Origin of the sequence: Sphingobium sp. TKS (assembly GCF_001563265.1) — a bacterium.
Taxonomy (GTDB): Bacteria; Pseudomonadota; Alphaproteobacteria; order Sphingomonadales; family Sphingomonadaceae; genus Sphingobium.
The window spans coordinates 455885-481372 of the sequence record NZ_CP005083.1 but is presented as its reverse complement, the minus strand read 5'-3'; the positions used below and the strand labels follow the sequence as shown (position 1 = coordinate 481372).

Below are 25488 nucleotides of genomic sequence, written 5' to 3'. Positions count from 1 at the left end.
GAAGGAGAGAGCCGATCGCATGCAACTTGACCCCTCGCCCCAAAAACCGGCATGTCGACCGGCATGAGCGCTCGCGATCCTCTCGGCCATCCCGTCTATCGGAACATGCCCACCACCATCTTCGAAAAAATGTCGGCCCGCGCCAGGGAAACCGGCGCGATCAATCTGGGGCAGGGCTTTCCCGACGCCCAGGGACCGGAGGAGATCCTGCGTGCCGCCGCCGATGCGCTGCTAACCCGATCCAACCAATATCCGCCCATGGCGGGCATTGCCGAACTGCGCGAGGCGGTGGCGGCGCATTATGCGCGGCATCAAGACCTCGACCTCACGGCGCAGGAGGTTATCGTCACCTCCGGCGCGACCGAGGCGATCGCCGCCAGCCTGCTCGCGCTGGTCCGGCCGGGCGACGAAGTGCTGGTGCTGGCGCCGCTTTACGACGCCTATCTGCCGCTGATCGAGCGCGCCGGCGGCGTAGCGCGCGTCCTTCGCCTTACCCCGCCCGACTGGCGGATCGGGCGTGACGCGCTGGAGGCCGCCGTTACCGGAAACACCCGCTTCCTGCTGATGAACAATCCGGTGAACCCCACCGGCATCGCCCTGCGCGACGAAGAACTGGCGCTGCTGGCGGCGTTTTGCGTGGAGCATGACCTGATCGCAATCTGCGATGAGGTGTGGGAGCATGTCACCTTCGATGGCATCGCGCACAAGCCACTGATCGGCTTCCCCGGCATGCGGGAACGGACGGTGAAGATCGGATCGGCGGGGAAGATCTTCTCGCTCACGGGCTGGAAGGTCGGCTGGATGTGCGCCGCGCCGCCCATCGCCACCCTGTTGGCGCGGGCGCATCAGTTCGTCACCTTCACCACCCCGCCCAACCTGCAATGGGCGGTGGCCGAGGGGTTGGCGAAGCCGGAGGGCTGGTTCGCCGCCATGCGCGAGGGATATCAGGCGTCGCGCGACCGTCTGGCGGAGGGGCTGCGTGGGGCGGGCGGCTCTGTTGCAAAAATCGTGAAGCTTGAGCATGCTTGGCGGAGATTGGACGGACGGAACGATGACGGATTTCAAGTGGCGCCATTTCCAGGGTGATGTGATCCTGTGGGCGGTGCGCTGGTATTGTCGCTATCCGATCAGCTATCGCGACCTTGAGGAAATGCTGGCGGAACGCGGCATTTCGGTCGACCATACGACGATCTATCGCTGGGTCCAGTGCTACGCCCCGGAGATGGAGAAGCGGCTGCGCTGGTTCTGGCGGCGTGGCTTTGATCCGAGCTGGCGCCTGGATGAAACCTACGTCAAGGTGCGGGGCAAGTGGACCTACCTGTACCGGGCAGTCGACAAGCGGGGCGACACGATCGATTTCTACCTGTCGCCGACCCGCAGCGCCAAGGCAGCGAAGCGGTTCCTGGGCAAGGCCCTGCGAGGCCTGAAGCACTGGGAAAAGCCTGCCACGCTCAATACCGACAAAGCGCCGAGCTATGGTGCAGCGATCACCGAATTGAAGCGCGAAGGAAAGCTGGACCGGGAGACGGCCCACCGGCAGGTGAAGTATCTCAATAACGTGATCGAGGCCGATCACGGAAAGCTCAAGATACTGATCAAGCCGGTGCGCGGTTTCAAATCGATCCCCACGGCCTATGCCACGATCAAGGGATTCGAAGTCATGCGAGCCCTGCGCAAAGGACAGGCTCGCCCCTGGTGCCTGCAGCCCGGCATCAGGGGCGAGGTGCGCCTTGTGGAGAGAGCTTTTGGCATTGGGCCCTCGGCGCTGACGGAGGCCATGGGCATGCTCAACCACCATTTCGCAGCAGCCGCCTGATCGGCGCAGAGCGACAGCCTACCTCTGACTGCCGCCAATCTTTGCAACAGAGCCCGACGGATGATTGCGGCATCAGCATCGAGCATGTCGAGAGGCACGATATCCCTGAGGGCCGCACCGATATCTCCGCCGGCGCGTGCTGCCTGGCTAACTGTTTCCAGCACAGTGGCGATCCGCATCAGCCGATCGCGGCCTTCGCGTCCCGAAATCGCGACCCTCTGCTCCAGGCGTTTGCGAGCACGAAGGTGAGCGCGTCCCATCAAGGCGCTGAACATGGCGATCGCCGCGTCGGTAAGCGTGGCCTCCATCTCGCGCAGCGTTGCAAGCAGGATGACCCGCCTGCGGGAGACGCGCATCTGTTGGAAAGCCTGGGCTGTATATCGCACGCCTTCGCGGGCGAACTGCGTCAGGCGGGGCTCGTGCAGGGGATCGACCGGAATGCTGGAAATACCGGTCCTATGGATTATCGCGACCTTCTCGAGGATTTCGGCAAGCGAGGCTGACGCGACGCGGGGCTCTGGTTCGCGCAGCCAGGACAAGCGGCTCTGCCGGTCATGTACCTTCTCATCGATCAGCATATCGAGACGCTGACGCATATCCGCATCGAGTTTAGCATCGACCGCGGCGACCAGATCGGTTTCCGTCCGAAGCATCGCCTCGGCCGCCATCCGCTCAACGACGCTGATGCCAGGGATGACGATGCGTCGCGTGCGCAGCTCGTCCAGCAATCGATCAAGCAAAATGCGCCCGTCCACGATAGCCATGGCTTCGGTTTCCAGCCAAGTCATCATGATGCCGCGCGCTGGCCGGCTCAGATCGGTGAATCCGAAGCGCGCCTTGATGGCGGCAAGCTGATCGTAGCGGGTCGGCGCTCGCCGCGCGAAGTCGGCGACGACGCCTGCATCCACTCCGACCTGTTCGGCGATGTGGTCGAGCATGATTGCAGGCAACAGCTCGCCTGTGCGCAGATGTCGCCCCGGATAGCGCAGGCAGCAGAGTTGCAGGGCATAGCTCAAGCGGGTCGCCGGAGTGCGTGCGAAGCCGATCGCAGCAAGGTCCTCGGCATCGAGGCCATGATGTCGCACCACCGCCGCCTCGCTGTCGGGCAAAGCAAGCAACGCGGCGCGCTGCCGCTGGGTCATCGGAATACGTGCGGGCATGTTTCATCCTCCAAAAACCTCTTGCCTTTTGTTGGCTTAGTGAAAGAGGATTGTGAAAGACCCAAGGCTGCGGAAATTGGTGCATGCTGTTTCCGCCTCCAGATACGGCCGTTTGTGAAAGAGACGCAGATGACGCGCGAACCCTATCTGATCGGTTATGCCCGCGTGTCGAAGGGCGACGACCAGTCGAACGCCGCGCAGCGGCGCGCGCTCGATGCGGCCGGCTGCAAGCGGGTGTTCGAGGAGACCGCCAGCGGTGGGCGGTGGGACCGACCCAAGCTTCTGGAGATGATCGGCCAGTTGCGCGACGGAGACGTCGTCGTCGTCTGGAAGCTTGACCGGCTGTCGCGCAGCCTAAAGGATATGCTGCACATCATGGAGCGGATCGAGCTGGCAGGCGCGGGCTTCCGCTCACTGACCGAGGCGATCGACACCACCACCGCGGCAGGGCGGATGATGATGCAGATGGTGGGAAGCTTCGCCGAGTTCGAGCGGGCCATGATCCGCGAGCGTACCAGCGCCGGCCTTGCCCAGGCTCGCGCAGAAGGACGGATCGGCGGGCGTCGGCCCAAGCTCGGCGACAAGCAGCGCCGCGAAATCGCCGAGTCCGTCACGTCCGGCCGCAAGTCCGGTGCCGAGATGGCGCGGCTCTACGGCGTCAGTGAACCCACCGTCTCGCGCATCGTCGCCGCGCACCGCCAGCAATTCAGTCAGCAGCAGAGGGAACAGGCATGAAGCGTGGTCACGATCTGTCCGGCGTCATGAAGTTCGCCACCTCGCCGGCCTGGGGCGAGCATCTGGGCGAGGCGCTCGGCGATCATCTCGGGCTGGCGATGGAGGAGTTCGACTTCGAAGCGGACGAGCTGGCGGACATCGTCGGCGATCATTGGGCCGGCGTGTTGTGGGGATGCGCGTTCGAGGATCTGCTGACGCGCACCATCCAACCCGACCGGAACATCGTCGATGACTATATTCGGCGCCGGGGCTGGAATGAGAGCGGCCCGACCAAAATCTACCTGCGTGCCCTTCGATCGTCAGTGATGAGCCTCCACGAGGTCAGCGAGGTCGAGCCCGGCAGCGGCTTCCTCGTGCGCGACCTGATCCGGGGCGGCGAGCCGCTTCGAGTATCCGAGCGCAGCGCCTCGCAGACGCTGAAGCAATGGGACAGGATCGGTGCCCGCGTCGTGCAGGTCGGAGGCAAGCACCTCCTGTCGGGCGGCGTGCTGTCGTTCACGATGGAGGCGGCCGAGGCGCTCGTCGCCGATCTACGGCGCTCGAAGGGCAAGCGCAGCCCGCGCACCGCGTTGAACCTAGACGCCGACGATCTGGCTGCACTTCCGGCCCTCATCAGCACGGCATGGCTGTTCGATGTCGTTCCCAAGACCATGGGACCGGCGCCCATCCCCACGCTGCACAACATTGATGGCGAGGAGGTGATGTTCCACCGCGTGCGCTTTCCCTTCGCACGCGGCGTGACCCAGGCGCTGGTCGGCGAGCGGCTTGATACTGTCCCTGCGCTTCAGCGGGAAACCACGCACTTTTGGAACTGGCTGGGCGAGAAACCGAACGGAAAAGCGAAAAGCACCGGGCGCATGGCGTGGGGTGTGACGATGGCGGACGGCACCCCGGTGCTCGGCAATGTCGAATTGAAAGGCCGCGCCCTGATGCTCGCCGTCACCTCGGCCGAGCGAGCGAAACGCGGCACCGCGCTTATCAACGATGCGCTCGCCGGGTTGGTCGGCTCGCCGCTGACCACGATTGAGACGGTCGAACAGGCCATGGCGGCGCGGGCCGAGGGGCTGACATCATCCGAACCGGCACCCGCCATTGCGCCAGAGGTTGCAACCCCGCTCATCCATGCCATGCTCGACCGTCAGTACCGCGCGACGCTCGATGAACCCGTCGGCATGCTCGGCGACATCACCCCGCGCGCAGCCGTTCAAACTGCCGCAGGCCGGCACCGAGTAGCCGGGTGGCTCAAGCATCTCGAAAACCGCAGCAGCAGCCAACTCGACGCGAACGACCCGATGGCCACCTACGACTTCACTTGGATATGGCGCGAACTTGGCATCGAGAACCTGCGCAAATAGTTCGCTACCCCTGACGTCGATGCCTACCGTGAATCCGTGTCCCTACAATGCACAGAGGCCATCACGTTGTCTTTCTCCACGAACAGCCATCTACATGCGGCGCACTGCAACCCTAAGTCCAAGAAATCCGTCAAGTAACGAAATTTTGTTAAGAGTCTGTCTTGAATCTCATGGGTAACGAGCGATGCGTCGGATGAGGACGATGGCAGCGGCGGCATAGAGGAGCGCGGTTGCGGATTTGATGGTCCGCTCGAAGTCTTTGGCCAGACGGCGATTGCGGTTGATCCATGCGAAGGTGCGTTCGACGATCCATCGTCTGGGATGGACGACGAAGCCGGTCTGATCGGCGAATTTGCGGACGATTTCGATCGTAATGGAGGTGGCGTCCCGGACGCGATCGCTGTTGTAGGCGCTGTCGGCATAGGCGCGCGCGACGAAGGGATGCCGCTGGTGAGACTGCTGGAGCAAGGGCACCGCGCCATCGCGGTCCTGCACATCGGCAGGATGGACCAGTATGATAAGGGCGCGACCATCGGTATCGACCATTGCATGGCGTTTGCGTCCCATGGTCTTCTTGCCTGCGTCGTAACCACGAGGTCCGCCTGCTTCGGTGGTCTTCACGCTCTGGCTGTCGATGACTGCCGCGGATGGTGCTGGTTCTCGCCCTGTCCGGATGCGATCGATCCGAACGAGATGATGATTGAGGCTTTCGAATACCCCATCGTCGCGCAAGGTGCAGAACCACTGGTATACCGTGCGCCATGGCGGAAAACTGTCGGGCAAAAGCCGCCAGGGACATCCTGCCCGTAGCAGATAGAAAATGGCTTCGACGATTTCGCGCATCGGCCAGCATCGCCGTCGTCCGCGCTGGCTGGCTCAGGGTCTGGACGATTTGCTAGCCCGACGACCGGGGCAGGCCGCGACATGGCTATCCTGGCTGCGCAATGCGCCACAATCGCCGGCAGAGCGCAACATCCTGCGCCTGATCGGACGGCTCGCCTATCCGGCACGAAGCAACATACAGCGTGGGTCTGGATGTCAGCCAGCGCAGCACGAGCATCTGTGTTCTCGATCCCGACGGCAAGACCGTGGTGGAAGGGCAGGCGAAGACTAACCCGTTCGAGATCGGCCGCTATTTGCAGAAGCGCCTGGAAGGGCCGCTGAAGCTCGGTATGGATCGCATTCTGGCTCTACCATGGGCTGCGCAGGAGCGGCGTCTGGTTGAGAAGCGTCTTGAGGCGCAGGGGCGGTTAACCTGCACCGTCAGACGTAGCGCTCACTTATCGAGAAGATCGTTTGTGCCTTTGGCGCTCGGCTAAACAGCGCATGGAAAGCGTCACCTGCTGCAGCTATGCCCTGTTCTGCCAATGTCCGCGTCGGCCAATAAAGTTCGCGCACACCGATCACCGAGGGGCCGGGGAGGACGAGCTTTTCGATCGGATGGCACCGGGTATGGCGAAATGCGCCAAGACGCTCGCCAAGTGCGAAATCGTCGTCTCCGGCCCAGGCCGTGCCGCCTTCCTCGAACACCACCTGGGTAAGCTTGGCGAAGTTCGGTCGTCGGTCGATCGACCAGTTATAGGCCGCCTCGTCACCGCGCAGCGCTTCGGCGCGGCTTTTGAGAACCTCTTCGCGTGCGAAAACGGCAAAGAAGTTGTCCATGTCGACGAAATTCGGCTCATCTTTCAGCGCATAGGCCACATAATCAGGATCGGTCACGAAGGCGGCAGCGTCCGCTTCGCTGTCGAACCAGACTTCGGCGATGCCTTCGTAGCGGTTCTGATCGGCATCGAGGAAATCGACGTCGACCTGATGGCTCTGGACATAGCGCTTGATAATCCGGATGCCTTGTCCCAGCGAGCCGTGGGGATAGCGCCAGTGATCGTGAAACGCCTGAGGCGTCATTCCCACTCTCCGTGCGAAGACCGCCATCATTCGTATTGCGCTCATAGTCCGGTTCCCAACGGTTCTGGCAGTTCAGATTGCGGTGTAGCCGCCATCGGCAGCAATGGCGGCGCCGGTGACGAACGAAGAGGCATCCGACAGCAACCAGGCTGCCGTTTCGCCGATCTCCGCCGGTTCGCCGTGTTGACCGAGCGCGGCCGCGCCTCGCGCTTCTCCTGCAATTACCACAACTGGGTCTACCGCAACGACGGCAGCCTGATGGGCGTGCCAGACGAGGCGAACTTCTTCGATCTCGACAAGAAGAAATGCGGCCTCGTGCCGATCGCCACCGATGTGTGGGAAGGCTGGATATTCCTCAACCACCAGAAGCAGCCCGAAGTCAGCCTGCAGGAATTCCTTGGAGACTTCGGAACGCGGTTTGCCGGGGTTTCTTGGGAAAATACGGATACGTCACTCTATTTCGAGGCGCATCTCGATGCGAACTGGAAAGTGCTGGCCGATGCCTTTTCGGAAACCTACCATATCCCTTCGATCCACCCGGCGACGATCGGCAAGACTTTCGCCAGCGCGGTCAATCCGCATTCCCGCCCGCTCGATGCACGCTTCTGGGGACCACACCGCCAGTTTTCCACTTTCGGCAATCCGGACTACGCTCCGCCCGAAGATGCGATGGTCGAAAAGATGGCCTATGCGAACCGCGATACCGGCAACGTGCTGGGTGCCGCGGAAACGGCGGGGATGACCGAGTATCTCGATCATCCCGCGATCAATCCCAAGCAATCGAAACACTGGGCGCTGGACATCGCCGTCGCTTTTCCCACGCTGCACATAAACCTTTCGCCCGGCGGTTTCTGGTCGCACAGGTTCTGGCCGATCAGCGTCAATCGCACGCGGTGGGAAGCCGAGTTTCATGTACCCAAGCCACTGACCGGGCGGGAAAAGCTGCAACAGGAACTCTATATCACGCGCATCGCGGAAATCCTGCTGGAGGACGTGACGAACACCGAACGCACCCAGCGCGGCATCGAGGCCGGCGCATACGATACGATGCAGTTGCAGGATGGCGAAGTACAGATCCGCCACAACCTTCACCACGTCGATCGCTGGGTGAACGCCAGGACCGTGCGCGAAGCGCTGGGCATCTGACAGGCAGCGCCCTTCACTTGCCCGTCAGTCAAAAATGGGGTCCTCAATGTCCGGATTGGAGCAACGCAGCTATATCGTGACGGGCGCAGGCGGCAGTATCGGCCGCGCTGCCGCCCTTATTCTTGCCCGTCGGGGCGCGAATGTGGTTGTCGCCGATATCGTCGAAGCCGCAGCCGAGGAAACGGTCAGACTGATACGCGCGGAAGGTGGCAACGCCGTCTACAGCCATTGCGACGTCAGTATCGAGGACAACGCGTGGTCGACCGTGGAACTCGCCATCACCGAATTCGGTCGCCTTGATGGCGCATTCAACAATGCGGGGCTGCCGCCGGTCAACGTGCCGCTTCATCAACTGACGAGCGCCGATTTCCAACGATCCCTGGATATCAACGTGCTCGGCGTTTTTCATTGCATGAAACATCAGATCGCAGCGATGCTGAAAGCGGGGAGCGGCGGTTCGATCGTGAACACGGCGTCGGTTGGCGGCACCGTCGCGATCCCCGCACATGGCGAGTACATCGCAGCCAAACATGCCGTTATCGGGCTGACGCGGATCGCTGCCGTCGATTACGGGCAACAGGGAATCCGCGTGAACGCAGTTCTACCGGGCGCTATCCGCACTCCGATGCTGATGTCGGTGATCGAGAACGAGCCTTCGCACGCGGAATTCCTGAAAACCGCCCACCCGATCGGTCGATATGGCTCTGTTGCAAAAATCGTGAAGCTTGAGCATGCTTGGCGGAGATTGGACGGACGGAACGATGACGGATTTCAAGTGGCGCCATTTCCAGGGTGATGTGATCCTGTGGGCGGTGCGCTGGTATTGTCGCTATCCGATCAGCTATCGCGACCTTGAGGAAATGCTGGCGGAACGCGGCATTTCGGTCGACCATACGACGATCTATCGCTGGGTCCAGTGCTACGCCCCGGAGATGGAGAAGCGGCTGCGCTGGTTCTGGCGGCGTGGCTTTGATCCGAGCTGGCGCCTGGATGAAACCTACGTCAAGGTGCGGGGCAAGTGGACCTACCTGTACCGGGCAGTCGACAAGCGGGGCGACACGATCGATTTCTACCTGTCGCCGACCCGCAGCGCCAAGGCAGCGAAGCGGTTCCTGGGCAAGGCCCTGCGAGGCCTGAAGCACTGGGAAAAGCCTGCCACGCTCAATACCGACAAAGCGCCGAGCTATGGTGCAGCGATCACCGAATTGAAGCGCGAAGGAAAGCTGGACCGGGAGACGGCCCACCGGCAGGTGAAGTATCTCAATAACGTGATCGAGGCCGATCACGGAAAGCTCAAGATACTGATCAAGCCGGTGCGCGGTTTCAAATCGATCCCCACGGCCTATGCCACGATCAAGGGATTCGAAGTCATGCGAGCCCTGCGCAAAGGACAGGCTCGCCCCTGGTGCCTGCAGCCCGGCATCAGGGGCGAGGTGCGCCTTGTGGAGAGAGCTTTTGGCATTGGGCCCTCGGCGCTGACGGAGGCCATGGGCATGCTCAACCACCATTTCGCAGCAGCCGCCTGATCGGCGCAGAGCGACAGCCTACCTCTGACTGCCGCCAATCTTTGCAACAGAGCCGCAGCGCGAGCCATTCCAGGGCCCGGGCGCGGGCAAGGCCTTCCGTGGGCAGCAAGGCCTTTTCGGGCACGAGTTCCGCGATATGGTTGAGGATGGCGATATTTTCGGTCAGGACATCATCGCCGATCTGGAGCGCGGGCACCCGCGCCCACGGGTTTTTCAATCTTTGCAACAGAGCCGTTTTCGGCAATGTCGAATATGACATCAGCGATCAACTGACGCTGAAGGGCGGCATACGCTATACCGAGGCGAAGCGTTCCTCGGTCAACAAGACATTCGACCTTGGCGATGGCTCAATCTCGTCTTTGTTCACCACCGTCATCAACACCTATCGCCAGATCTTCGATTTCGGCGGCCCGATACCGCTGGTGCCATTGGGAGATTCGGTTTCGCTGAACAGCCAGACGGGCTTGCCGGGCACGTTTCGGGACAAGCTGAATGAAAACAGCACGTCATGGATGCTCGGCGTGAACTACAAGGCGACGCCGACGCTCCTGCTCTACGCCAATGTTTCGAAAGGGTACAAGGCGGGAAGTTTCCCGGGCGTCTCCGCCGGAACGTTCGCGCAATATGCCGCCGTCACGCAGGAATCGCTGGTCGATTACGAAGCAGGCTTCAAGACCACACTGTTCGATCGCAAAGTGACGCTGAATGGCGGCGTTTTCTATTATGACTACAAGAACAAGCAGCTGCGCGCCAAGATCGTCGATCCGTTCTTCAATGCGCTGGATGGCCTGGTCAATGTCCCCAAGTCGCGCGTCAAGGGTGCCGAACTGGAACTGAGCGCCAGAGTGGTCGAGGGGCTCACGGTCAGTGCGGCCGCGACCTATATCGACGCCAAGGTTCGCCACTATCAGGGGATCGTCGGCTCCGTTGCCAACGAAGTGGGCCTGTTCGATCCGATCCGGGGCGATTTCAGCGGCGCACGGCTGCCGTTTTCGCCCAAATGGCAATCGAGCCTGAGCGCGGACTACAGCCTGCCGCTGGGTGGCGTGAACCTAACCATGGGCACGACGATCTCCTCACAAAGCAAATCGCTGGGCGTTCTGGCCATCACCAACGCGGACAAGGATCTCTACGAGGTGAATGGCCGCACGCTCGTTTCCGCGCGGCTTGGCGTGGAAGCGCCTGATGGCCGCTGGGCGGTCTTCGGCTGGGGTCGCAATATCTTCAACAAGTATTACTGGACAAACACGATCCAGACTTACGATACCGTTGTTCGCTACGCTGGTCGACCCGCCGAATATGGCTTGACCGTGCGCTTCAAGTTCCAGTAATGAAACCGGAACGCCGATAAGAAACTGTTGGAGGGATAGATGTCTGATTTGAGCGGCAAGACGATAATCGTGACGGGTGGTGGCAGCGGCATCGGGCGCGCCACCGTGGAATTGCTGGTGGCCAGTGGTGCCAACGTCGCGGTGGCGGACATCAACGACGAGGCCGGTGAGGCGGTCGTCGCTGCGTCTGGCGGGAAGGCCGCCTATTTCCGGTGCGACATCGCACAGGAAGAGGACGTGAAGGCACTTGTCGCGCAGACTCTGGCGGCGTTCGGCGGGCTTGACGGCGCGTTCAACAATGCGGCGATCCCGCAGGCCGGACTGCCGCTTGCCGAAGTGTCGCTCGAACGGTTTCGGCAGAGCATGGATATCAATGTAACCGGCACGTTCCTGTGCATGAAGTACCAGATCCTTGCGATGATCGAGCGCGGGACGAAGGGATCGATCGTCAACACCGCATCCGTCGCTGGCGTGGTCGGCGTGCCGATGCACGGCGAATATGTCGGCGCGAAGCATGCGGTGGTCGGGCTGACCCGCGTGGCGGCGGCAGACTATGGCAAGCACGGCATTCGCGTGAACGCGCTTGTGCCCGGCGCGGTGCGCACGCCTATGCTGCAGCGCGCGATGGACAATGATGCGGGCCTTGAGCCCTATCTGAACTCGATCCACCCGATCGGCCGTTTCAGCGAACCGCACGAGCAGGCCCAGGCCGCCGTATGGTTGCTGTCCGACGCGGCTTCGTTCGTCACCGGCTCCTGCCTTGCAGCAGACGGCGGCTTTACCGCGATCTGATCATTTTACGGAGCAGCCTCCATGCACAGCATCAAGATACTCGCGACGATCCCGCGCCGGAAGGACATTTCGGAACAGCAGTTCCACGATCACTGGCGCCATCCGCACGGCACACTCAGCAAGAAGATCGCGTGCCTGCGCGGCTATGTGCAATCGCACCGGATCGTCTCTCCGCTGCTGCCTGATACACAGCTGGCCTACGACGGCATTACCGAGCTGTGGTATGACAGTCTCGACGATGCGCTCAACATGGGCAAAGATCCCGCGCATCGCAAATACAACATCCCCGACGAACCGCTGTTCGTCGACATGGACGGACTGAAGTTCACCTTCTTCGAGGAGGACATTATCCGCTCGCGACCGGCGGTGGACGATCCCGATGATGCGGCCGTGCAGTGGTCGCCCACCGAATGGTCGGTAAGCGTCAAGATCCTGCAACTGGTCAAGGCGGATGGCAATCCGGCCTGGGCAGGCGATCAGGACAAGGCGCTGGGCGATCGCATCGGCGCGTTTCGGCATGTCCGCTCGTTCGCGATAGACGCGGTGCACAAGGGCACCTCGCCGTTCATCGGCGCGCGCGAACTGTGGTGGCCGACGCTATCCGATTTCGAACGCGGCGTGGCGGGTGATCGCGCGGCGTTCGATGCGCTCCTGGCACAGGCCGGCCAGCATTACACGATGCTGGCATCGGCCGAGCGGGTGATCTGATGCCGGCCCCCGCGCTCGACGAGGAGCCCGTGCTGCCCCCCGGCTTCGAGGATCTTCTCGAATTCGTGCCGCACTGGATCGGCGAGACGGCGCAGGAACGATGGGATATCCGGGCGCGCGCGACTATGGCGGAGATAACCCGCTTCTACGATGTGCTGCTCTCCCGTTCGGAAGCCATCCTCGACCATGTCGAGACCTTTCCGCTCGACGCGATGCCGGCGCCGACGCTGCGCCTGTTCAGGCTACAGCTGGCGCTGGCTCACGCGGCGATGTCCGTAGAATTGCACAAGCAGCCGCGCGCGCACAATTCGCCCTATCCGCACCAGGTCCGCATCCTGCGGACGGCAGAGCCAACGCTGTAAAGGAGTTCGTCGCATGAACGAGATGACCGAGCTTGCCAGCATCGGCTCTGTTGCAAAGATTGAAAAACCCGTGGGCGCGGGTGCCCGCGCTCCAGATCGGCGATGATGTCCTGACCGAAAATATCGCCATCCTCAACCATATCGCGGAACTCGTGCCCGAAAAGGCCTTGCTGCCCACGGAAGGCCTTGCCCGCGCCCGGGCCCTGGAATGGCTCGCGCTGCGGCTCTGTTGCAAAGATTGGCGGCAGTCAGAGGTAGGCTGTCGCTCTGCGCCGATCAGGCGGCTGCTGCGAAATGGTGGTTGAGCATGCCCATGGCCTCCGTCAGCGCCGAGGGCCCAATGCCAAAAGCTCTCTCCACAAGGCGCACCTCGCCCCTGATGCCGGGCTGCAGGCACCAGGGGCGAGCCTGTCCTTTGCGCAGGGCTCGCATGACTTCGAATCCCTTGATCGTGGCATAGGCCGTGGGGATCGATTTGAAACCGCGCACCGGCTTGATCAGTATCTTGAGCTTTCCGTGATCGGCCTCGATCACGTTATTGAGATACTTCACCTGCCGGTGGGCCGTCTCCCGGTCCAGCTTTCCTTCGCGCTTCAATTCGGTGATCGCTGCACCATAGCTCGGCGCTTTGTCGGTATTGAGCGTGGCAGGCTTTTCCCAGTGCTTCAGGCCTCGCAGGGCCTTGCCCAGGAACCGCTTCGCTGCCTTGGCGCTGCGGGTCGGCGACAGGTAGAAATCGATCGTGTCGCCCCGCTTGTCGACTGCCCGGTACAGGTAGGTCCACTTGCCCCGCACCTTGACGTAGGTTTCATCCAGGCGCCAGCTCGGATCAAAGCCACGCCGCCAGAACCAGCGCAGCCGCTTCTCCATCTCCGGGGCGTAGCACTGGACCCAGCGATAGATCGTCGTATGGTCGACCGAAATGCCGCGTTCCGCCAGCATTTCCTCAAGGTCGCGATAGCTGATCGGATAGCGACAATACCAGCGCACCGCCCACAGGATCACATCACCCTGGAAATGGCGCCACTTGAAATCCGTCATCGTTCCGTCCGTCCAATCTCCGCCAAGCATGCTCAAGCTTCACGATTTTTGCAACAGAGCCTTTACGCCTTCGACGGCAATCCCATCGTCTCCCTGATGGCGGAGGAAAGCATCAGGGCGCTCGCCAGGAGCCTGCCGCTGATCAAGGCCGATCCCACCGATGCGAAGGCGCGGGGCGACGCGCTCTATGGCTGCTGGCTCGCCGGCAGCGTCCTGGGCGCGGCGAGCGTCGCGCTGCACCACAAGCTCTGCCACACGCTGGGCGGCACCTTCGACATGCCGCATGCGCAGACCCACACCGCCGTGCTGCCCCATGCGATCGCCTATAATGCGCCGTCGGTGCCGGAGGCGATGGAACGGGCTAGCCGCGCACTAGGCGGCGGCGACCCCGCGACCAAGCTGTACGAACTGGCGGTGGGCCTGGGCGCGGAAATGTCGCTGGCGAAGCTCGGCATGCCCAAGGACGGCATCGCGAAGGCCGCCGCGCTGGCGGTCGCCAACCCCTATCCCAACCCCCGTCCGATCACGGAGGAGGGCATCGTGCAGCTTCTGAGCCGCGCGGTGGAGGGGCTTCCGCCGATCACCGCATAAGCAAAGGCCTGATCCTGGAACAGTGCCGGCCGCATCCGATCATTTCCGGATGCGGCCGGTTCTCGATCATCCGGCGCTCCCGTTCGGCCATGGCCAAGGACGGGACGAAATTCAGCGGCTTTCCGCGCCGAGCCAGCCCTGCACCGCCGCCTTGATCGGCAACGGCAGTTCATGCCCGCCTTCATAAGGGATGAAAGTCGCCCGCGCGCCGCTGGGGCCGGAGAGATAGGCTTCCGCCTGCTCGAACTTGTGGCGCGGGATCACATCGTCGAATTGGCCCCGGCAGAAGAGGACCGGCTTGTCGAGCAGGCCGTTGTCCGGCAGGTCGCCGTCCTCCACCGCGAAGCAGCCGCCGATCATGATGAGGCCGCTATAGGCCCCCGGATTGCTGAGCAGAAGACTGGCGGCCATCGCGGCGCCGTTGCTGAAACCGCATAGCCAGGGCCGTTGGCGGCCGGTATCTGCGGCGATCCAGTCGCCGACCTTCGACGTTTCGCCCGACAGGCTGGAGGGCAGGGCGACGCCGATCTCCGGCATTTTCGAACCAGGCGAACCCCGGCCCCTGGGGAAGCGGCCCGCGATAGGAGCGAACATTCGCGCGGCCGAAAAGGGGCAGCGCGAACCCCGCTTCCCTTTCGGTGCTGCCGCGGCCGTGAAGATATACGATGTCGCGGCCGGACGGAATGTCGGGATTGTCGTATCGCATGACGATGGCATTGTCTCGAGACATGTTCGCTTCCAATTCCTGGCGATGCGAAGCCGAAGCGGCGTCCGGTCCGACGGCGTCGGCCCGGCTGCTCCGGCTTCCTGTTTTAGCGGGCTTTCCGGTCGGCGGATATTCCGCCTGCCGGGAAATGCTCAAGGCGACCATAGCATGCGATGGCTGCTTTCAAAGCGCGGTCGCTCAATCCCCATGACCGATTTGTGGGCAGTTGGCCCCGTTTCGATCAAATCCGTATCGCGAATATTCCTAATTCATTTGCAGCAATTTCCTCCGCAGGCGAAAGCTGCGATCCTTTCCGGACGGCCCGATAAGCATAATAATCACCGACGTGCCGGATAAGACAGGCGCTGATCCATAACAGCGCATGGAGAGGATATTCCTATGCTTCGATCTCCGGGCAATGCGCGGCGCGTCCGTCGCAATCCGCTCCCGGCCTCGACGTCCGCTGGCCCGCTCGCTGCGTGTCCGGCCCATGCGCAACATGGTCCAGGGGGAAACCCCGCCGCCTGTTTTCCGGAACGGCGGGAATGGCCCGATGAACTGCGCGGGCAGGCAAGTTGCGACCGTGCACCGGCTGGAATTCGTCAGTAGGGGAAGATCGAATGCCTAATGGAATGCGCTGTTTGGATCCCTCGATCGCCGATCGGATCACATCATTGTCGACGATGAGAAATAATGAGGAGATATTCGAAACATTCGGCTTCAGCTATAACACGCTGAGAAAAGTCTCGAACGGCATGCCGCTTCGCAGGTCACTTGCGGATCGGATTGAGGAACGTGCCAGAAAGGTTTTCGAAGCCGATGGATTTTTGAACATTTCGGCCTGATCGCATCGGATGGAATGCTCCGGCCTGTCGTTTCGGAGCGTTTTCCGACCGGGCGGATGATTGCTTCCGTTCGGGGCGACGCTCCGGTGCCGAACATATGCATTAAGCCATTTTTTGCCCAGTCCGCAGGAGAATTGCAGGGACATGTTGAAGCTCTACTACAATCCAGGTTCATGCTCATTGGCGTCCCATGCCGCATTGGAGGAAGCCGGCCTTCCTTATGAGGCGGAGCTGATCGACCTGACGCAAAACGCCCAGTTTTCAGACGCCTATCGTCAGAAAAACCCGTGGGCGCGGGTGCCCGCGCTCCAGATCGGCGATGATGTCCTGACCGAAAATATCGCCATCCTCAACCATATCGCGGAACTCGTGCCCGAAAAGGCCTTGCTGCCCACGGAAGGCCTTGCCCGCGCCCGGGCCCTGGAATGGCTCGCGCTGCGGCTCTGTTGCAAAGATTGGCGGCAGTCAGAGGTAGGCTGTCGCTCTGCGCCGATCAGGCGGCTGCTGCGAAATGGTGGTTGAGCATGCCCATGGCCTCCGTCAGCGCCGAGGGCCCAATGCCAAAAGCTCTCTCCACAAGGCGCACCTCGCCCCTGATGCCGGGCTGCAGGCACCAGGGGCGAGCCTGTCCTTTGCGCAGGGCTCGCATGACTTCGAATCCCTTGATCGTGGCATAGGCCGTGGGGATCGATTTGAAACCGCGCACCGGCTTGATCAGTATCTTGAGCTTTCCGTGATCGGCCTCGATCACGTTATTGAGATACTTCACCTGCCGGTGGGCCGTCTCCCGGTCCAGCTTTCCTTCGCGCTTCAATTCGGTGATCGCTGCACCATAGCTCGGCGCTTTGTCGGTATTGAGCGTGGCAGGCTTTTCCCAGTGCTTCAGGCCTCGCAGGGCCTTGCCCAGGAACCGCTTCGCTGCCTTGGCGCTGCGGGTCGGCGACAGGTAGAAATCGATCGTGTCGCCCCGCTTGTCGACTGCCCGGTACAGGTAGGTCCACTTGCCCCGCACCTTGACGTAGGTTTCATCCAGGCGCCAGCTCGGATCAAAGCCACGCCGCCAGAACCAGCGCAGCCGCTTCTCCATCTCCGGGGCGTAGCACTGGACCCAGCGATAGATCGTCGTATGGTCGACCGAAATGCCGCGTTCCGCCAGCATTTCCTCAAGGTCGCGATAGCTGATCGGATAGCGACAATACCAGCGCACCGCCCACAGGATCACATCACCCTGGAAATGGCGCCACTTGAAATCCGTCATCGTTCCGTCCGTCCAATCTCCGCCAAGCATGCTCAAGCTTCACGATTTTTGCAACAGAGCCCGGTGATATCCAAGATGGATCAGGATCTCCGCACAATGCCGTCGTGCTGTCCGACTGGAAAAGTCATAACCGGCTATCTCGCCAGCCTCGACACCGAGTTGCTCGGCCAGATACGAGAGGCCATCGGTAGGGATTGAGCCGGGATCGATCGCGAAAAACCCCAGGGAAGCGAAGAATTTCAGCTGCGCGGCGAGGCCAAGGCGCGTCAGGGCCGGCTTCGAATTTACAAAATCAATATCGGCAAAGCTCAGGCTCCATCGTCCGATCAAATCCCCGCCCGGAATACTCCGATCCATCAACCCACTCCCTATGATGGAGCGAACTGTCCTCTTCTATGATTTCCATCGTCAATACCGAATGCCACGTTCCCAAAACGTTCTCCGACTTGGCCAAAATCGCAGCTTGGGGCCGACTGGGCCAACCAGGACTTGTTCATCTGCGACGTGCTGGACGCCATCCCCAAGGATGACATGGCCTCAATGGAGCATCCGGTGTTTTCGCTCTCGACCAAGCCCGACAACCGGACGCGGCGCTACGAGCATAACGGCAACGTCATCGAGATTATCCCCTCGGGCAAGGGGCTGGCGACGATCCACGACAAGGACATATTGATCTACTGCATTTCGCAGCTCGTCGCGAAGATGAACCAGGGCGAGCAACCTAGCCGCACGGTGCGCCTGCAAGCCTATGACATGCTCGTCGCCACCAACCGGCAAACCAGCGGCGAAGGCTATCGACTGATGGCCGACGCCCTCACCCGCCTGCGCGGGACCACGGTGCGGACCAATATTCAAACGGGCGGTGTCGAAGAAACGCGGATTTTCGGCCTGATCGAAGAGGCCAAGATCACGCGCAAGACGTTCGATGGCCGGATGCTTGATCTCGAAATCACCCTGTCGGATTGGGTCTATCGCTCGGTCATCAGCAAGAACGTCCTGACGCTCCACCGCGACTATTTCCGGCTCCGCAAGCCGTTCGAGCGGCGCATGTATGAACTGGCGCGCAAGCATTGCGGCGTGAAGGACGAATGGAAGATCGGCCTAGAGTTGCTACAGAAGAAATGCGGCTCGAACAGCCCGCTCCGAGTGTTCCGGGCCTTGGTCAAGAAGGTCTGCGAGCATGACGCCGATCACGGCCATTTCCCCGACTATGCGGTGACGATGGATGATGACGTGATCTTGTTCCGCAACCGCTCGGGCCTCAAATCCAAGCCCGATCCGGTCGCCAGCGCCGGCGACGATGCGCCCTATATCGACCCGGAAACCATGCACGACGCCAAGACGGCCGCGCCAGGCTATGACGTGTATGCGCTCTATGACGAATGGGTGTCGTGGTGGCACGACATGGGCAAGCCCGAACTCAAAAGCCCTGCCGGGGCCTTCCTCGGCTTCTGCAAGAAACGGCACGAACGCAAACCACTACGCTGATCCCCTGCTCTATGCGGGCAAGCGGCCATGTTTACTTACCCGCATGTTTGCATGTGGACATGCTCACTTGCCTACAGGGCTTTCCCCCATCTTGCGAAGCCAGTCGTTGAACGCCTCGGCCATCGCGTCCTGTAGGCTCATGCCGTGCTTGCGGGCGGTCATGTGCATGGCGAAGGACATTTCCGGGCTGAAATAGCCCGTCATGGCCTTCTTGCCCTGACGGCTCGGCGCAACCGGGTTGCTGCTCGATCCGCTGCCGGAGCCTGCGCCAGTGCCACGGGCGATCGGCGCGGCCGCCCTCCCCTCCGGCTCGACCATCGCCGGCGCTGGCGCTGCATCGCGATCCCGCAATGCGAGCAATGATCCCTTCCGGCTCATGCGTTGGCCCTCCGCTTCCTAGATGCTTGCATGTTTACATGCTCGCATGTCCACTTGTAAAGCTGGCGCACCTCATCGGCCGCCTTGCCGCTCGGCTCGATCTCCATCGCCGTCTTGCCCTCGGCCGCCGCGTGGCGAAAGGCGGCGCGATCCGCGATATGGTGGGGGCAGGCGTCAAGCCCATAATCCTGCACGAGCTGCGCGGCTTCGTCATACATGCGCGGCGCGGTCGGGCTTCCCGCCGTGAAGATCACGAAAGCAGGCTTGCCGCGCATCTTCACAAGGCTGGCGGTCGTCTTGATCGCCGCCAAATCGAACGCGCTGGGGCGGCAAGGGATCAACACTAGGTCGGCCGCCTCGACGGCGGCGCTGGCGGCGCTGTCGGCGTGGGGCGGGGTGTCGATTACGATGAACGCCGCGCCCTGGCCCGTCGCCTGCTCGATCTTGGCGGCAAGGCGAGGGGGCGCGCTGTCGATCACGACCGGGGGCGCATCCTGTCGCCATGCCGCCCACTGGCTCGCCGTCGCCTGCGGGTCGACGTCGATCACAAGGGCGGTATGCCCGGAATCCTCGGCGGCGGCGGCCAGGTGCAAGGCGAGGGTGGTTTTCCCCGCGCCGCCCTTCTGGCTGATGATCGCGATTGTTGGCATGTGAATATCCTTACATGATCGCATGTTTGCATGTGGTCATACTGGCTTGCTCCGGTTGCGTCAACGAAACCCCGAACTGGCGCGCAGCGTCAATGAAACCCCGAATTGCGGGGAGGGGAGGGCGGTCTAGCCGTCGTCGCCGCCCTCATCCTCGCTGCCGTCGTCCAGCGGCTCATGCTCCATGCGGCCGTGATCCTCGATCGGGCAAAGCGGCGCTCCGGCCAGCTCAAGCCATTTGCGCGCGGTCCTCACGGTATAGCCGCACGTCGCGCACTCGCATTTGAGCATCCGGGTTTTCTGCTTCTTCGGCGCGGTCGACTCCCCATCGGTGTCGAGACGGGCATGGGGGAGGGGGCCAACGGCGTCCAAGATCGGCGCGACGGCCGCAAGAAACGCCTCGCCGGGGGTGGTGGCGCGCATCGGCCCGACGAGCCCCAGCCCCAGCGCGATCCGTTTAAACGCTTTCCCATGCCCTGCCGGGATGCCGACGGCGGCATGGACCAGCTCATGCGCGAGGATGGCCGCGATCTGCGCCGGCATGGCGTCAGGCGCGTGCGCGAGGTCGGGCCGGATGAAGATTTCAAAATGCCCGTCCGCGCTCAGCCGGTTATCCCAGCACTCGCCGATCGCCTTGCCCTTCCGGCCCGAGCTGGTGAAGCCGATCGCCACGCGGATACGCGCGGGCAGGGGAGCGTCCAACGCCGCGAACAAGGGGGCCATGCCCGCCGCCACCCGATTGAGCCAGCTTTCCCGGTTGTCCTGTTCATACCTTCTACTCCCTTCAAATCGCCCTGCGGGGCGATGGCTGCGGCCATCGCTCCCGAGTTCGCGCGGAGCAGCCGGCGAGAGAGGGGGGCAGCGGGAATCTGCGGGAGTGGTGCGGGCGGGCGCTTCGCGCCAACCCGGTCCCGCTGATTGCCGTTGCTGGGGAGAGGCGGCCGGGACCGCCTTTCCCCATGCGAACGAACATCATGCCGGCGCACGCCGGCACCATGCCCGAGATCCGCTTGCGATCTCGGCCCCGCCATGTGGGTCGTCACCTTCGGCCAAGACCGCTTGCGGGCTTGGGGAGCGAAGCGAGTAGAGCCACGGTGCCGCGCAGCGGCAGGCGCAGTCTCCTCGCCTAGATTGAAATTGTTGCTCAAATGAGCTACATCGTTCGTCTGACTAGGGAGATTCCAATGGCTGCTACCGCGTTCGTGCGTGCGCGCATCGACGAAACATTGAAGGATGAAGCCGCCGCCGTCCTAGCCGAGCTGGGGCTGACGGTTTCCGATGTGGTCCGCATGACGCTTACGCGGGTCGCCAAGGACCATGCCTTGCCGTTCGAGCTGAAGGTGCCCAACGCCGAGACGCGCGCCGCGATCGAATCGTCCCGCGCGACCATGAAGGCGCGTCGTGCGCGCTTCACCGATCCCAAGGAACTGTTCGATGCCCTCGACCAAGAAGCCCGCCAGCAGTAAGCGGGCTTCGTTCCCAAGAGAGGCATCCTACGAAAAGCGGTTCGTCAAGGATTGGGAGCGGCTGTCGCGCAGCGGCCGCTACAACATGAACCAGCTCAAGGAAGCGATGATGCTGCTCATCGCCAACGATGCGCCGCTTGGCCCGGAATGGCTGGACCACGCCCTCAAGGGCGATTGGAGCGATCATCGCGAGTGCCATATCGGCGGCGATTTCCTGCTGATCTACACGATTGAGGGCAATCTGGTGAACTTCGTGCGCGCGGGAACCCATTCGGAACTGTTCGAGTAATCGGCTCGACGGCCGAACGTTTGGAAGGCAGGGCAATGAACGCCGACGACATGAAGGTCGAAACCTTCGCCTGCGTCTTTGACGCAATCGCCGACACGCCGGAGGAGGCGACGGAGTTGAGGACGCGCGCGGACCTGATGCGGGGCATCACCGCGCGGGTGAAGTCGTGGGACGTGCCGCTGGGCGAGGCCGCCAAGCGGCTCGGGCTGACGCCGCCCCGCCTCAACGACCTCCTGCGCGGGAAGTTTAACAGATTCTCGCTGGATGACCTGATGACCGCCGCGACGGCGGCGGGCATCGCGCCGCCGGCACCGCGCAAAAGCTCGTGGGATGACCTGCGCGGGATAGTGAAGGGCAACGGCGCGCGGTTCACGATCGAGGAAATCAACGACGCCATCGCCGAAGCCGGCGCAGCAGCCGGCATGGCCGGGATGAACGACCATGACGGGGACTGATCGAAACGGCGAAATCCTTTATCCACCGATGGAGGCGGCCGAAATCCGGCGGTGCGCCAGGAGAGCGGTTTGAGCCAGGCCGGGTTTGCGCGCTTGCTGTGGGCGCACAAGCGCACGGTCCAGCGCTGGGAGGCCGGCACGATGCGGCCGACTGGCGCGGCGCTCGCCTTGCTGACGCTGGTGAAGCGGCGCGGCATCCAGATTCTCACCTAGAAGGATTGATAGATGGCCGGCCATCGCCCCTTTTCCGATCTTATGAAAGATTGGAGTCCCGAGCGCCGCGCGCGTAATGAGGCCCATAAGGCGAAGTTGGAGGCCGAGTTGATGGGCCGCGCTGCTACGCGCGATGCGATCGAAGAACTGGAAGCTGGCAAGGGCGTGCGCTTCACCAGCGTTGAGGCGCTTATGTCTGATCTCCATGATGACGATTGATCGACCCGAAACGGCGGCCGAGTTTTTCGCGCGGCGCTCCAAAGGTCGTGCGGTGGGTGATCTCGACCGCATTCTCGACAAGGTGCCTGATCGGCCGCCGGAACCCGGCGACGAATTGAAGGCTGGACGCCCGATCGCCTACATCGCCGGTAATCGGCGAGGGTGCCGCGAGATCCGCGCACGCGATCTCGCCCGCCATGTGGGCCGGAACCTTGGGCCAGGACCGCTTGCGGGCTTGGGGAGCGCAACGAGTAGGGCCACGGTGCCAGCGCCAGGCGCTTAGATCATTTTGGCTATCAGCCTTGCACTAGTGCAACCTTTGCACTACATTGAAGCATGGTCACGATGTTTCGCGGTCCCCGCTGGAAAATTGCCGTCTATGGCCGCGATCATGGCGTGCCGCATTTCCACATCGAAGGCCCGGATTTCCGCTGCTCGGTGGCGATTGCATCGTTTGACGTGATCGTGGGCACCGTGTCGGCGGCGGTCTTGAAGGACGCATTGGAATGGGCGCGGCCTAATCAGGCTTTGCTCATGCAGACGTGGCAGGAGTTGAACGGATGAACATCACCGACAAGGCCCGCACCATTACCGCCGTGCGCGCGACCGGGCCGTCATCGCTGCATCTGTCCTGGTCGGAAGGGACGGCGGCTGATCTCGATCTTGGCGCGGTCCTCGCCGATCGCGCCTTTGCCGCGCTGCGCGATCCGGGCGAGTTCGCCAAGGTCGAAGTGGGCGATTGGGGTCATAGCCTGGCCTGGCCTTCGGGTGCGGAGCTGGGCGCGGACATGCTGTGGCTCGAAACGCTGTCGGCAACCGGGCATGGCGATGTGCGCGCCTTCCTCGAATGGCGGCTGCGCCATGCGCTGTCGCTGTCGAAGGCGGCCGATGCGCTTGGCGTCTCGCGCCGCATGGTCGCCTACTACTCCAACGGCGAAAAGAAGGTGCCGAAACCAATCTTGCTGGCGTGCCGGGGCTGGGAAGCCAGCAATGGGCTATACCGGGCCGCCTAACCGGACATGAGAGCGATCTTCATCCGCCACGGCGAAAACACCGGCAACGCCGGCGTGCCCTGCCACGATCTCGCGACGATCGCGCTGACGGAGCGCGGCCACGAACAGGCGCGCGCGGTCGCGGCGAGCTGGACGCAAGCGCCCGCGCTCATCGTCACCTCGCCCTATACCCGCACCCGGCAGACGGCCGCGCCGACGATCGCGCGCTTTCCAGGCGTGCCGGTGGAAGTGTGGCCGATCGAAGAGTTCACCTATTTGCAACCTGCGCGCTGGAACGGCACGCGCAGCGCCGAACGGATGCCGCACCTAGAACGCTATTGGCGCGAGGCCGATCCTGACTACTGCGACGGGGAAGGGGCGGAGAGTTTCAGCACCCTGTTACGGCGCTGCGAGGCGGCGCTAACGCGCCTCGCCGCCATGCCTGCGGGATCGCTGGCCTATGTGTTCGGGCATGGGCAGTTCATCCAGGCCGCGCGCGCGATCGTCGCCGACGCCCATCTGGACGATCGGGCCAAGATGCGCGCTTTCTGGCGCAAGGGCGAGCCGCCCGCGATCGGCAACGCGCAGCGGGTAGGGTTTCATTGGCAGGGCGACCGCTGGACCTGCGCGCCCGCGCTCGCCGCCTAGATCAACACGCGCTCCACCTCGTCCAGCGTCACGTCATCGGGGCGGCGGTCATAGAGCTGGGTGGTGCGCGTCGAGCTATGGTTCGCCATCGTCGCGGCCGTCTCCAACGTGCCGCCATTCTTCAAATAGGTGGTGATCCCGGTCGCGCGGAAACTGTGGTTGCCGATCGCCGTCCCGATCCCGGCCGCCGCCGCGCGCCGGCGCACCATCGCGAAGGCGTTGGCTTGGGGCAGGGGGGTATCGCTTAGTCGCTTAGTGCTGCGCGCGATCGTGCGGAATAGCGGCCCCTTGCGGTCCTCGCGCAGCTCGCAACCGTCGATATAGGCGGTTAGATAATCCTCTAGATTGTGGTGGCAGGGCATTTCATGGCGCTTGCCGCCTTTCTCATGCAGGCGGACCCATAGCCGCCGATTCTGCATGAACACGTCCTCGACCCGCATCGCCAGCGCCGCGCCGATCCGCGCGAAGCTATAGACCATGAGACCGATCAGCGCGCGGTCGCGCAGGCCCGCATGGGTGGTCACGTCGATGCTGTCGAGCAACCGCCGCGCCTCGTCGGGGGCCAGTACCGGCGTCTTGCCGCGCCGCTGGCTATGCGCCGGCCCGCGCACCGATCCGGCCGGGTTCGCCGGCACGGCATGACCCGTCACCAGCCAGTCGAACAGGTGGCGCACGCCGGCGAGCTGCTGCTTGACGCTGGGGGCGGCCAGCTCGCGCCCCAGCGCCTCGACCCAGGCCGCGACATGAAGCGGCTGCACCTGGGCGAGCGAGGCGACGCCGCGCGCCTCGCACCAGGCCAGGAAGTCGCCGGCCGCCCGCGCATAGGCGCGGCGTGTATGCGGATTGCGGATGGTGACGGCGAAGAACTCAAGGAATCGAAGCTGCGCGCGCTCGTCGGCCGCCGCGATCAGCGCCGGCAACGCCAGCGCGGGCGCGGGCGCGGGGAGGGGGGCGAGCTGGTTCATCGCGCGATCTTCTCCCATCGCGCCGGCGCGGGACGCGGCGCGGCCATCTTGCGGCGCAGCTCGTCGAACACCTCGTCGGCGTCGCGGACGCGGCCAGCCTCCGCGTCCTCAAGGCCGCGCTTTATCGACCCGTCCAATATCCGGCGTAGCAGCTCGTCGCGTAAATCGTGGTGCGGCTCCATGTCGATGAAGTTCTTGACGATCGCGAACACCGCCTCGGAAGGATCGGCGAACATGCCGCGCTCGATCCGCTCCAACAGCCAGTCGGCCTGATCGCCGGTAAGATACGCCTCGAAGCGCAAGCCGCCCGCGCGGGCCTGCTCGCGCAGCGCCTTGGCCTGGTCGCGCTCGGCATAGTTGTCGGCGAAAGCCGTGTCCTCGTCCTGGTCCATATCGCTCCCTTTCGGCGGTGGATCTCGGGACCGTTTAAACGGCTCCATCGGATCGCCAT

Annotated in this window: 37 protein-coding genes and 2 pseudogenes; 24 read left to right on the top strand and 15 right to left on the bottom strand. The window is 63.0% G+C overall.

Going from position 1 to position 25488, the window contains the following annotated elements:
* The first annotated feature begins 51 nt into the window (after positions 1-51).
* Positions 52-1086: an aminotransferase gene (locus K426_RS02490; protein ID WP_082748365.1), complete on the top strand. Its 1035-nt coding sequence runs from the start codon at positions 52-54 to the stop codon at positions 1084-1086.
* Positions 1052-1816, top strand: coding sequence for an IS6-like element IS6100 family transposase (locus tag K426_RS02485; RefSeq protein ID WP_001389365.1), 765 nt, complete (start codon positions 1052-1054; stop codon positions 1814-1816). Before K426_RS02490 ends, K426_RS02485 begins: the two co-directional genes overlap by 35 nt.
* A 53-nt stretch (positions 1817-1869) precedes the next feature.
* Here K426_RS02485 and K426_RS33020 read toward each other — a convergent pair.
* Positions 1870-2976: pseudogene (locus K426_RS33020) on the bottom strand (DUF4158 domain-containing protein); the annotation flags it as partial.
* On the opposite strand from K426_RS33020, the gene K426_RS02475 reads away from it, so the two are divergent.
* Both K426_RS02475 and K426_RS02470 read left to right on the top strand, forming a co-directional pair.
* The gene (locus K426_RS02475; protein ID WP_443018206.1) at positions 2890-3711 is read left to right on the top strand and encodes a recombinase family protein; all 822 of its coding nucleotides are present in this window, start codon (positions 2890-2892) and stop codon (positions 3709-3711) included. The pseudogene K426_RS33020 and the gene K426_RS02475 sit on opposite strands and share 87 nt — an antisense overlap.
* Positions 3708-5066, top strand: coding sequence for a hypothetical protein (locus tag K426_RS02470; RefSeq protein ID WP_007015766.1), 1359 nt, complete (start codon positions 3708-3710; stop codon positions 5064-5066). The genes K426_RS02475 and K426_RS02470 overlap by 4 nt, the downstream gene beginning before the upstream one ends.
* 168 nt (positions 5067-5234) lie before the next feature.
* On the opposite strand, the pseudogene K426_RS02465 reads toward K426_RS02470, so the two are convergent.
* Positions 5235-5930: pseudogene (locus tag K426_RS02465) on the bottom strand (IS5 family transposase); the annotation flags it as partial.
* 161 nt (positions 5931-6091) lie between these two features.
* Here K426_RS02465 and K426_RS31140 point away from each other — a divergent pair.
* Entirely contained in the window at positions 6092-6385 is a 294-nt protein-coding gene (locus K426_RS31140; protein WP_145907151.1) for a hypothetical protein, read from the top strand.
* Here the strand turns inward: K426_RS31140 and K426_RS02460 are convergent.
* Positions 6330-6998, bottom strand: coding sequence for an EthD domain-containing protein (locus K426_RS02460; RefSeq protein WP_081440685.1), 669 nt, complete (start codon positions 6996-6998; stop codon positions 6330-6332). The genes K426_RS31140 and K426_RS02460 overlap by 56 nt on opposite strands.
* Before the next feature lie 45 nt (positions 6999-7043).
* On the bottom strand, positions 7044-7199 hold the full coding sequence (locus K426_RS30080) for an SDR family oxidoreductase (RefSeq protein WP_237229902.1): 156 nt from the start codon (positions 7197-7199) through the stop codon (positions 7044-7046).
* On the opposite strand from K426_RS30080, the gene K426_RS02455 reads away from it, so the two are divergent.
* Genes K426_RS02455 through K426_RS02445 form a run of 3 tightly spaced genes read left to right on the top strand, consistent with a single transcriptional unit; the run spans position 7152 to position 9643 of the window.
* Positions 7152-8117 (top strand): aromatic ring-hydroxylating oxygenase subunit alpha, encoded by a 966-nt coding sequence (locus tag K426_RS02455; RefSeq protein ID WP_237229901.1) that lies wholly within the window; start codon positions 7152-7154, stop codon positions 8115-8117. The genes K426_RS30080 and K426_RS02455 overlap by 48 nt on opposite strands.
* Before the next feature lie 46 nt (positions 8118-8163).
* A complete protein-coding gene (locus K426_RS02450) occupies positions 8164-8913 on the top strand; it encodes an SDR family NAD(P)-dependent oxidoreductase (RefSeq protein WP_066553313.1) in 750 nt (249 codons plus the stop codon).
* A complete protein-coding gene (locus tag K426_RS02445; protein ID WP_001389365.1) occupies positions 8879-9643 on the top strand; it encodes an IS6-like element IS6100 family transposase in 765 nt (254 codons plus the stop codon). The genes K426_RS02450 and K426_RS02445 overlap by 35 nt, the downstream gene beginning before the upstream one ends.
* On the opposite strand, the gene K426_RS30075 is transcribed toward K426_RS02445, so the two are convergent.
* Positions 9615-9902 carry a glutathione S-transferase family protein gene (locus tag K426_RS30075; protein ID WP_082748742.1) on the bottom strand — a complete coding sequence of 96 codons (288 nt, stop codon included), beginning with the start codon at positions 9900-9902 and terminating at the stop codon, positions 9615-9617. The two genes, K426_RS02445 and K426_RS30075, sit on opposite strands and share 29 nt — an antisense overlap.
* Between K426_RS30075 and K426_RS02440 the strand changes: the two genes are divergently transcribed.
* The 5 genes from K426_RS02440 (at position 9790) to K426_RS33015 (ending at position 13141) form a co-directional block, all read left to right on the top strand.
* Positions 9790-10974, top strand: a complete 1185-nt coding sequence (locus K426_RS02440; RefSeq protein ID WP_237229900.1) for a TonB-dependent receptor domain-containing protein — start codon at positions 9790-9792, stop codon at positions 10972-10974. The two genes, K426_RS30075 and K426_RS02440, sit on opposite strands and share 113 nt — an antisense overlap.
* A gap of 39 nt (positions 10975-11013) precedes the next feature.
* The gene (gene linC, locus K426_RS02435; RefSeq protein WP_015460611.1) at positions 11014-11766 is read left to right on the top strand and encodes a 2,5-dichloro-2,5-cyclohexadiene-1,4-diol dehydrogenase LinC; all 753 of its coding nucleotides are present in this window, start codon (positions 11014-11016) and stop codon (positions 11764-11766) included.
* A 21-nt stretch (positions 11767-11787) separates the two neighbouring features.
* Positions 11788-12474 (top strand): EthD domain-containing protein, encoded by a 687-nt coding sequence (locus tag K426_RS02430; protein WP_007682394.1) that lies wholly within the window; start codon positions 11788-11790, stop codon positions 12472-12474.
* The gene (locus tag K426_RS02425; protein WP_007682395.1) at positions 12474-12836 is read left to right on the top strand and encodes a hypothetical protein; all 363 of its coding nucleotides are present in this window, start codon (positions 12474-12476) and stop codon (positions 12834-12836) included. Before K426_RS02430 ends, K426_RS02425 begins: the two co-directional genes overlap by 1 nt.
* Positions 12837-12916: 80 nt before the next feature.
* Complete coding sequence (locus tag K426_RS33015; RefSeq protein ID WP_443018217.1) at positions 12917-13141, top strand: glutathione S-transferase family protein; 225 nt, start codon at positions 12917-12919, stop codon at positions 13139-13141.
* Here K426_RS33015 and K426_RS02415 read toward each other — a convergent pair.
* Positions 13113-13877 (bottom strand): IS6-like element IS6100 family transposase, encoded by a 765-nt coding sequence (locus K426_RS02415; RefSeq protein WP_001389365.1) that lies wholly within the window; start codon positions 13875-13877, stop codon positions 13113-13115. The two genes, K426_RS33015 and K426_RS02415, sit on opposite strands and share 29 nt — an antisense overlap.
* Positions 13878-13925: 48 nt before the next feature.
* Here K426_RS02415 and K426_RS02410 point away from each other — a divergent pair, with 48 nt between their 5' ends.
* Positions 13926-14468, top strand: a complete 543-nt coding sequence (locus tag K426_RS02410; protein WP_015460612.1) for an iron-containing alcohol dehydrogenase — start codon at positions 13926-13928, stop codon at positions 14466-14468.
* A 111-nt stretch (positions 14469-14579) separates the two neighbouring features.
* Here the strand turns inward: K426_RS02410 and K426_RS32355 are convergent, their stop codons facing one another.
* Positions 14580-15062: an alpha/beta hydrolase gene (locus K426_RS32355; protein ID WP_237229899.1), complete on the bottom strand. Its 483-nt coding sequence runs from the start codon at positions 15060-15062 to the stop codon at positions 14580-14582.
* A gap of 1101 nt (positions 15063-16163) precedes the next feature.
* On the opposite strand from K426_RS32355, the gene K426_RS02395 reads away from it, so the two are divergent.
* Entirely contained in the window at positions 16164-16541 is a 378-nt protein-coding gene (locus tag K426_RS02395; RefSeq protein WP_015460613.1) for a glutathione S-transferase N-terminal domain-containing protein, read from the top strand.
* Here the strand turns inward: K426_RS02395 and K426_RS02390 are convergent.
* Both K426_RS02390 and K426_RS02385 read right to left on the bottom strand, forming a co-directional pair.
* A complete protein-coding gene (locus K426_RS02390) occupies positions 16513-17277 on the bottom strand; it encodes an IS6-like element IS6100 family transposase (RefSeq protein ID WP_001389365.1) in 765 nt (254 codons plus the stop codon). The two genes, K426_RS02395 and K426_RS02390, sit on opposite strands and share 29 nt — an antisense overlap.
* Positions 17278-17316: 39 nt before the next feature.
* Positions 17317-17634, bottom strand: coding sequence for a DUF4158 domain-containing protein (locus K426_RS02385; protein WP_066553305.1), 318 nt, complete (start codon positions 17632-17634; stop codon positions 17317-17319).
* Between the two features lie 132 nt (positions 17635-17766).
* Here K426_RS02385 and K426_RS02380 point away from each other — a divergent pair, with 132 nt between their 5' ends.
* Entirely contained in the window at positions 17767-18765 is a 999-nt protein-coding gene (locus K426_RS02380; RefSeq protein ID WP_145907148.1) for a replication initiator protein A, read from the top strand.
* 63 nt (positions 18766-18828) lie between these two features.
* On the opposite strand, the gene K426_RS02375 is transcribed toward K426_RS02380, so the two are convergent.
* The 3 genes from K426_RS02375 to K426_RS02365 all read right to left on the bottom strand — a co-directional run bounded on the left by K426_RS02375 (position 18829) and on the right by K426_RS02365 (position 20513).
* On the bottom strand, positions 18829-19143 hold the full coding sequence (locus K426_RS02375; protein ID WP_007686146.1) for a ribbon-helix-helix domain-containing protein: 315 nt from the start codon (positions 19141-19143) through the stop codon (positions 18829-18831).
* Positions 19140-19793: a ParA family partition ATPase gene (gene parA / locus K426_RS02370; RefSeq protein WP_007686145.1), complete on the bottom strand. Its 654-nt coding sequence runs from the start codon at positions 19791-19793 to the stop codon at positions 19140-19142. Before parA ends, K426_RS02375 begins: the two co-directional genes overlap by 4 nt.
* A 126-nt stretch (positions 19794-19919) precedes the next feature.
* Positions 19920-20513, bottom strand: a complete 594-nt coding sequence (locus K426_RS02365; protein ID WP_066553303.1) for a SprT-like domain-containing protein — start codon at positions 20511-20513, stop codon at positions 19920-19922.
* 461 nt (positions 20514-20974) lie between these two features.
* Between K426_RS02365 and K426_RS02360 the strand changes: the two genes are divergently transcribed.
* From K426_RS02360 to K426_RS02340, 5 genes are read left to right on the top strand one after another with little or no spacing between them, the layout of a single operon-like run.
* Entirely contained in the window at positions 20975-21256 is a 282-nt protein-coding gene (locus K426_RS02360; RefSeq protein WP_007685985.1) for a type II toxin-antitoxin system RelB/DinJ family antitoxin, read from the top strand.
* Entirely contained in the window at positions 21225-21545 is a 321-nt protein-coding gene (locus K426_RS02355) for a type II toxin-antitoxin system YafQ family toxin (RefSeq protein ID WP_007685988.1), read from the top strand. The genes K426_RS02360 and K426_RS02355 overlap by 32 nt, the downstream gene beginning before the upstream one ends.
* A gap of 35 nt (positions 21546-21580) precedes the next feature.
* A complete protein-coding gene (locus K426_RS02350; RefSeq protein ID WP_007685989.1) occupies positions 21581-22000 on the top strand; it encodes a helix-turn-helix domain-containing protein in 420 nt (139 codons plus the stop codon).
* Between the two features lie 51 nt (positions 22001-22051).
* Entirely contained in the window at positions 22052-22213 is a 162-nt protein-coding gene (locus tag K426_RS02345) for a helix-turn-helix domain-containing protein (RefSeq protein ID WP_015449421.1), read from the top strand.
* Between the two features lie 12 nt (positions 22214-22225).
* The gene (locus K426_RS02340) at positions 22226-22432 is read left to right on the top strand and encodes a hypothetical protein (protein WP_008831325.1); all 207 of its coding nucleotides are present in this window, start codon (positions 22226-22228) and stop codon (positions 22430-22432) included.
* On the opposite strand, the gene K426_RS30065 is transcribed toward K426_RS02340, so the two are convergent.
* On the bottom strand, positions 22404-22631 hold the full coding sequence (locus tag K426_RS30065; RefSeq protein ID WP_008831326.1) for a hypothetical protein: 228 nt from the start codon (positions 22629-22631) through the stop codon (positions 22404-22406). The genes K426_RS02340 and K426_RS30065 overlap by 29 nt on opposite strands.
* Positions 22632-22777: 146 nt before the next feature.
* Between K426_RS30065 and K426_RS02335 the strand changes: the two genes are divergently transcribed.
* Genes K426_RS02335 through K426_RS02325 form a run of 3 tightly spaced genes read left to right on the top strand, consistent with a single transcriptional unit; the run spans position 22778 to position 24072 of the window.
* Positions 22778-22996, top strand: a complete 219-nt coding sequence (locus tag K426_RS02335; protein WP_008831327.1) for a DUF4160 domain-containing protein — start codon at positions 22778-22780, stop codon at positions 22994-22996.
* On the top strand, positions 22993-23445 hold the full coding sequence (locus tag K426_RS02330) for a DUF2442 domain-containing protein (RefSeq protein WP_008831328.1): 453 nt from the start codon (positions 22993-22995) through the stop codon (positions 23443-23445). The genes K426_RS02335 and K426_RS02330 overlap by 4 nt, the downstream gene beginning before the upstream one ends.
* 6 nt (positions 23446-23451) lie before the next feature.
* Positions 23452-24072 (top strand): histidine phosphatase family protein, encoded by a 621-nt coding sequence (locus K426_RS02325; RefSeq protein WP_008831329.1) that lies wholly within the window; start codon positions 23452-23454, stop codon positions 24070-24072.
* Here the strand turns inward: K426_RS02325 and K426_RS02320 are convergent.
* Positions 24069-25037, bottom strand: coding sequence for a tyrosine-type recombinase/integrase (locus K426_RS02320; protein WP_008831330.1), 969 nt, complete (start codon positions 25035-25037; stop codon positions 24069-24071). The genes K426_RS02325 and K426_RS02320 overlap by 4 nt on opposite strands.
* On the bottom strand, positions 25034-25429 hold the full coding sequence (locus tag K426_RS02315; protein ID WP_008831331.1) for a hypothetical protein: 396 nt from the start codon (positions 25427-25429) through the stop codon (positions 25034-25036). The genes K426_RS02320 and K426_RS02315 overlap by 4 nt, the downstream gene beginning before the upstream one ends.
* Positions 25430-25488 lie beyond the last annotated feature (59 nt).